Raw genomic sequence first — 5,238 nt, 5'->3', positions numbered from 1 at the left:
TTTCTGGAGGCGGCGCCCGGATTTGAACCGGGGAATGAAGGATTTGCAGTCCTTTGCCTTACCACTTGGCCACGCCGCCCTAATTCGCGTAAGGAGGTGACTTTATACCGTGAACCCTTTCTTTTGTCAATGGGAAATTTTGCTACTTGGCGATGACGTTGACGAACTTGCTCAGGTAATCGACGCCCGACCAGATGGTGATGATCGTCGCTATCCACAGATAAAACATGCCGACATTATGCATGTTGACGATCAAGAGCGGATGATCGACTGCGAAGAACCAGCGGTAATCGTAATGAAGCAGTAAGCCGATGATGGCGACCAGTTGGAAGATGGTTTTGAACTTCCCCAGCGTGCTGGCCGCGATCACGATCCCCTCGGTGGACGCGATGCCGCGCAGCCCGGTGATGATGATCTCGCGCCCGAGGATGACCAGCACCATCCAGGCCGGCACGCGGTCGTAGGGGAGGATCATGATCAGGGCCGCCATCACGATCAGCTTGTCGGCGATCGGGTCGAGGAACTTGCCGAAGACGGTGACGATCTCCATCCGCCTGGCCAGGTAGCCGTCCAGCCAGTCGGTGAACGAGGCCGCCGCGAAGAGTGCCGCCGCCCAGAAGCAGGGCTGGCGCTCGGGCGAGAGCAGCAGCAGGCAGATGATCGGGATGGTGGCAATCCTCACCATGGTCAGGATGTTCGGCAGGTTCAGGATCTGGCCGCGGGTGGATCTCTCCATGTGCTAAAGCCTTTACTTAACGGTAATTGTTTCTGTAGCTTAAAACCTTCGCCACGTAGTCCTGCGTTTCCTGGTAGGGAGGGATGCCGCCGTACTTGGCAACGCTCCCCATCCCCGAGTTGTAGGCGGCCAGCGCCAGCGACTCGTTCCCTTTGAAGGTGTCCAGAAGGAACCTCAGGTAGCGCACCCCGCCGCGGATGTTGTCCGATGGATCCAGCGAGTTGTTGACCTTCAGCCCCTGCGCCGTCTTGGGCATCAGCTGCATGAGCCCCTGCGCCCCCTTGCGGGAGACCGCATTGGGGTTGTAGCCGGATTCCGCGTGGATCACCGCCTTGATCAGCGAGCTGTCCACGCCGTATTCCTTGGCGTAGGCGGCGATGATCGGCTCGAACTCGGCGGGATTCCTGGCGTAGCCGGGGAGCTTGAAGACGGTCCGCAGCTTGCGGTCCTTCTTGATATCCCGCATGAAGATCTTGAAGCGCTTGTCGGTCGGCGCGTCTGTGAAGTGGAGGGTTCCTTCCGGATCTTCGTAGCGGTAGATGTCGGCGCTGGCGGCAGCGGGCCAGGAGATGACCGCTGGTGCCATGGCCAGTCCGGCAATCAGTAGAAATGTGGCTAGCTTCAATCGTGACCTTCTCTTTTGGTGAGTCGACAAGAGCAATTTCGGCACCAAAAACATATAGAACAATACCACCGATAATTCAAGGCCTAATGTGGGGCGCCCGCCGATAACCTGTCAAAAGTCTTGACAAAAATGGCTGTGGGGTCAATAATTTGCGAGTTTTCCAATGAAACTCCTGAATTATTGGAGTTAATCGGGGGAGTTATGAAGGTTTCAAGTGATTTCCTGGTGATCGGCAGCGGCATTGCCGGGCTCTCGTTTGCCCTGCAGGCAGCCGCCCATGGCTCGGTCGCCTTGGTCACTAAAAGAGATATAACGGAGTCCGCCACCAACTACGCCCAGGGGGGCATCGCCACCGTTTCCTCCGAGGAGGATACCTTCGACGCCCACGTGCAGGACACCCTGGTGGCCGGCGCCGGCATCTGCCACGAGGACGTGGTGCGCATGGTGGTCGAGGAAGGTCCCCAGGTGATCGCCAACCTGATCGAGTGGGGGGTGCAGTTCACCAAGAGCGGCGAGGTCTACGACCTGACCCGCGAGGGGGGGCACAGCGCACGCCGCATCCTGCACGCGGAAGACATCACCGGCCGCGAGATCGAGCGCGCCCTGGTGGCAGCGGTGCGGGCCCATGAGGACATCACCATCTACGAAAACCACATCGCCATCGACCTGGTCACCGAATCGAAGGTGCTCAAGAAGAAGCTGGAGGTGAACCGCTGCCTGGGCGCCCACGTGCTGGATATCCAGACCGGGGCGGTGAGGACCTTCGCCTCCCGCATCACGCTGCTTGCTTCCGGGGGCGCCGGCAAGGTCTATCTCTACACCTGCAACCCCGACGTCGCCACCGGCGACGGTGTCGCCATGGCCTACCGCGCCGGTGCCACCATCTGCAACATGGAGTTCATGCAGTTCCACCCAACCACCCTCTACCACCCGCACGCCCGCTCCTTCCTGATCTCCGAGGCGGTGCGCGGCGAGGGGGCGATCCTCAGGCGGCGCGACGGCACGGCCTTCATGGAGAACTACCATCCCCTGAAGGACCTGGCTCCCCGCGACATCGTGGCCCGAGCCATCGACAACGAGATGAAGACCCACGGCGACGACTGCGTCTACCTCGACATCACCCACCGCGACGCCGATTACATCACCGGCCGTTTCCCCAACATCTACCAGACCTGCCTCGAGTACGGCATCGACATGACCCGCGACATGATCCCGGTCGTGCCGGCGGCCCACTACCTGTGCGGCGGGGTGGCGGTGGACGGTAACGCCGAGACCGACATCAAGCATCTCTACGCCATCGGCGAGGTCGCCTTCACCGGCCTGCACGGCGGCAACCGGCTGGCCAGCAATTCCCTTCTGGAGGCGGGGGTGTACGCGGGGCGCGCCTATGAGCATGCGGTGAAGACGCTCAAGGAGAGCGAGTTCTCCGAGCCGACCTTCCCCGAGTGGGACTGCGGCACCGCCACCAACTCCGACGAGATGGTGGTGGTCTCCCAGAACTGGGACGAGGTCAGGCGCTTCATGTGGAACTACGTTGGCATCGTCCGCTCCGACAAGCGGCTGGAGCGCGCCATGCGCCGGATCGACCTGATCCAGGAGGAGATCGAGGAGTACTACTGGAACTTCATCGTCACCTCCGACCTCATCGAGCTGCGCAACATCACCACGGTCGCCAAACTGATCGTCTCCTGCGCGCAGATGAGGAAGGAGTCGCGCGGGCTCAACTACAACATCGACCACCCCGGGGTGGACGACGTGAACTGGAAGCGCGACACCTTTATCAAGAAGCAGTTCTGAGGCGCCCATGACCATTGACGAGATCAGGGAGAACATCGACCGGCTGGACAGCGAGCTTTTGCGGATCTTCAACGAGCGCGCAGCGCTGGCCCTGAAGATCGGCGAGATCAAAAAGGGGCTGGGACTCCCCGTCTACGACCCGGCCCGCGAGAAGCGGATCTTCAGCCGCATGACGGTCGAGAACCCGGGCCCCCTGGACGACGAGGCGATCGTCCGGCTGTTCGAAAGGGTGGTTGACGAGTCGCGCAGGCTGGAGCGGATCATGACCGCCGGCGAACACTGATGGCAACATCGAGAGGAGCATCCACGTGCTGATCGTTATGCGTAAGGGGGCCGACAGCGAGGCCCAGGAAAAGATAAAGGCGTATCTCATCGATAAAGGTTACGATATTCACCAGTCTACCGGTGCCAACCGGGTCATCATCGGAGTCATCGGCGACACCGACAACCTCCCCGAAGCTGATATTGAGGCGTTCCCGGGTGTTTTACAGGTAGTCAGGATCGCCAAGGAAGGGTGATGTACTTAAACATAAAAGGCTACCTCCCGGAGTCGCTCAAGGGAGAGAGTACAACGTTTGAAGAGAAACGCGGCGCCTACCTGGCGGCGACGCGCGAGTTCCTGGAGCATTTCCGCGAGGAGTCCAAGCGGGAGCATCGTGAAGGGGGAGGGGGCAAGGAGGTGGTCGACTCCATTACCTCCATGACCGACGACCTGGTCACCACCCTGTTCACCGCGCTTTCCGACGACCTCCACCTTCCCAAGACCGGACAGCTGGCCCTGGTCGCCATCGGCGGCTACGGGCGCGGCGAGCTCAACCCCTACTCCGACCTCGACCTGATGTTCCTCTACAGCGGCAAGGATTCCAAGCTGGTGGAGGAGGTCGCCAACCGGCTCCTCTACTTCCTGTGGGACCTCAAGCTGGACGTCGGCTACTCGGTGAGGACCCTCGCCGACTGCGTCGAGATGGCCAACAACGACGTCACCGTCAAGACCGCGCTGTTGGACGCCCGCCTTTTGACCGGCAGCGAACCGCTCTTCAACGAACTGAAGAAGCTGATGGTGAGCCAGGTGCTGGCCAAGCGAAGCGACGCCTTCATCGCCGAGAAGCTCGAAGAGCTGAAAAAGAGGCGCGAGAAGTACGGCTCCAGCGTCTACATCCTGGAGCCCAACCTGAAGGAGGGGGAGGGGTGCCTGCGCGACCTGCACACCGCCATGTGGGTCGCCAAGATCAAGTACAAGGTGGACCTCCCCCACGAGCTGATCACCAAGGGGGTGCTCTCCGAGGAGGAGCTGGAGGTCTACTACCAGTCCTTGAGCTACCTGTGGCGGATCAGGAACGAACTGCACTACCTGGCCGGCCGCAAGAACGACCAGCTGACCTTCGACGCCCAGACCGCCATCGCCCGCTTCTTCGGCTACGACGACCGCGGCAAGACCCTGGCCGTCGAGCAGTTCATGCAGGACTTCTACCTGCACGCCACCCGGGTGGAACACTTCTGCTCGCTGCTCATCACCAAGTGCAGCCGCCGCGAGGAAGGGGCACGCAAGATCTTGGGCTACTTCACCCGCCGCCCGGTGGGCGAAGGTTTCTACGTGATGAAGGGGGAACTGGTGGTCCCGGACGAGTCGGTGATCGAGAAGAACCCGGTCCGGCTCATGAAGGTCTTCGAGTACGCCCAGAAGCAGGGGGTGGTGGTCAGCATCGGCACCAAGAAGCTGATCCGCGACAACCTCGACCTGGTCAACGACAAGTTTCGCCGCTCCAAGGAGGCCAACGCCTCCTTCGTCAACATCCTCTCCTCCGACAAGGGGGTGGCCGAGACGCTGCAGCTGATGCACCACCTCGGTTTCCTGAACCGCTTCATTCCCGAGTTCGAGCGCATCTACTGCAAGGTCCAGCACGATGTCTACCACATCTACACGGTGGACACCCATACGCTGTTCGCCGTCGAGGAGATCACCAAGCTCTGGCGCGGCGACCACCGTGAGGACCTGGTGCTCTTGACCCAGCTCTCCCTGGAGATCGACAAGCGCTACCTGCTTCTTCTGGCCGTGCTCATGCACGATGTCGGCAAGGGA

Annotated in this window: 6 protein-coding genes and 1 tRNA gene; 4 read left to right on the top strand and 3 right to left on the bottom strand. The window is 61.0% G+C overall.

The window, feature by feature from the left end:
* Positions 1-4: 4 nt before the first annotated feature.
* From VJ604_RS08240 to VJ604_RS08230, 3 genes are all read right to left on the bottom strand, one after another.
* A tRNA-Cys gene (locus VJ604_RS08240) sits at positions 5-79 on the bottom strand.
* A 63-nt stretch (positions 80-142) separates the two neighbouring features.
* Positions 143-736 carry a CDP-diacylglycerol--glycerol-3-phosphate 3-phosphatidyltransferase gene (gene pgsA, locus VJ604_RS08235; protein WP_324081466.1) on the bottom strand — a complete coding sequence of 198 codons (594 nt, stop codon included), beginning with the start codon at positions 734-736 and terminating at the stop codon, positions 143-145.
* 16 nt (positions 737-752) lie between these two features.
* Entirely contained in the window at positions 753-1,322 is a 570-nt protein-coding gene (locus VJ604_RS08230) for a transglycosylase SLT domain-containing protein (protein WP_324081464.1), read from the bottom strand.
* A 240-nt stretch (positions 1,323-1,562) separates the two neighbouring features.
* On the opposite strand from VJ604_RS08230, the gene nadB reads away from it, so the two are divergent.
* The 4 genes from nadB to VJ604_RS08210 form a co-directional block, all read left to right on the top strand.
* Positions 1,563-3,158 (top strand): L-aspartate oxidase, encoded by a 1,596-nt coding sequence (gene nadB, locus VJ604_RS08225; protein WP_324081462.1) that lies wholly within the window; start codon positions 1,563-1,565, stop codon positions 3,156-3,158.
* 7 nt (positions 3,159-3,165) lie between these two features.
* Positions 3,166-3,441: a chorismate mutase gene (locus VJ604_RS08220; protein ID WP_324081459.1), complete on the top strand. Its 276-nt coding sequence runs from the start codon at positions 3,166-3,168 to the stop codon at positions 3,439-3,441.
* A 25-nt stretch (positions 3,442-3,466) separates the two neighbouring features.
* Positions 3,467-3,676, top strand: a complete 210-nt coding sequence (locus tag VJ604_RS08215) for a hypothetical protein (protein ID WP_324081457.1) — start codon at positions 3,467-3,469, stop codon at positions 3,674-3,676.
* A partial coding sequence (locus VJ604_RS08210) for a [protein-PII] uridylyltransferase family protein (protein ID WP_518517905.1) occupies positions 3,676-5,238 on the top strand: 1,563 nt, incomplete at its 3' end. The genes VJ604_RS08215 and VJ604_RS08210, both read left to right, overlap by 1 nt.

The organism is Geomonas sp. (assembly GCF_035254065.1).
GTDB lineage: Bacteria > Desulfobacterota > Desulfuromonadia > Geobacterales > Geobacteraceae > Geomonas.
Note: the sequence above shows the minus strand (reverse complement) of the source record. Positions and strands in the feature narration are given on the sequence as shown.